Annotated in this window: 1 protein-coding gene; it reads right to left on the reverse strand. The window is 59.3% G+C overall.

What is annotated here, in order from left to right; genetic code table 11:
• Positions 1-111: 111 nt before the first annotated feature.
• Positions 112-318: a hypothetical protein gene (locus ACT3TD_RS14805; RefSeq protein WP_444615247.1), complete on the reverse strand. Its 207-nt coding sequence runs from the start codon at positions 316-318 to the stop codon at positions 112-114.
• Positions 319-683: the final 365 nt, after the last annotated feature.

Raw genomic sequence — 683 nt, forward strand, 5'->3', positions numbered from 1 at the left:
AAGAGCCCCATTGGCTCCGATAGCCAATGGCATCCATCGACGCACTGCACCCCCGTCTCGAGCTTCGGCCTGAGCGGGGGTGTTGTGTGGTGAGCTATAGCGAGGGTGGTTCTATAGCAGACCGCGTTTAGCGAGGCGTTCCGCAATGATGCAGATGGACCAGCCGATACCGGCCAGGAGTGAGCCAGTGAGGCCGCCGACAGACAGACCAAGGCCGATGGTCAGATCTTCACTATCCATCGCATAGCTGGATGTAGCGGACATGAACCCGCCTACCCCGACAAACAGAGCGATGATGCTCAGTGCGAAGAAGAGCATGAAGAAGATGACCAGGAACCCTAAGGCCCCCATCTTAGGCCTCTCTTGAGGGGTTGAACCGGCTGAGGGGTCCGCCTGAGCGTGACTAATTGGTGACATCGTGTTCCTATCTTGAGGCGAGAAGAGGTCGGAGAGCCACAAAACCCCCGCTCCGAGGATATGAAGAGCGGGGGCTGTCGAGCCGAGCGTATTAGACGGTCGGCTCCGGGGTCTCCGGGGTCTCCGGGGTCTCCGGGGTCTCCGGCGCGGAGGAGCCGAGCGAGCCACTGAAGAGGTCGGAGATCTTGTCGACGATGTCGTAGAAGAAGCCCTCGAGCTGACCGAAGATATCGTTGAGCGAGCCGATGATGGTATCCATGTTCTCT

Origin of the sequence: Corynebacterium sp. AOP36-E1-14, from assembly GCF_052377495.1 — a bacterium.
Classification (GTDB): domain Bacteria; phylum Actinomycetota; class Actinomycetes; order Mycobacteriales; family Mycobacteriaceae; genus Corynebacterium.

Bases quoted from the DNA above. Each gene is read 5' to 3' on its own strand.
- ACT3TD_RS14805 (WP_444615247.1), bottom strand. From the start codon at position 318: ATGCTCTTCTTCGCACTGAGCATCATCGCTCTGTTTGTCGGGGTAGGC.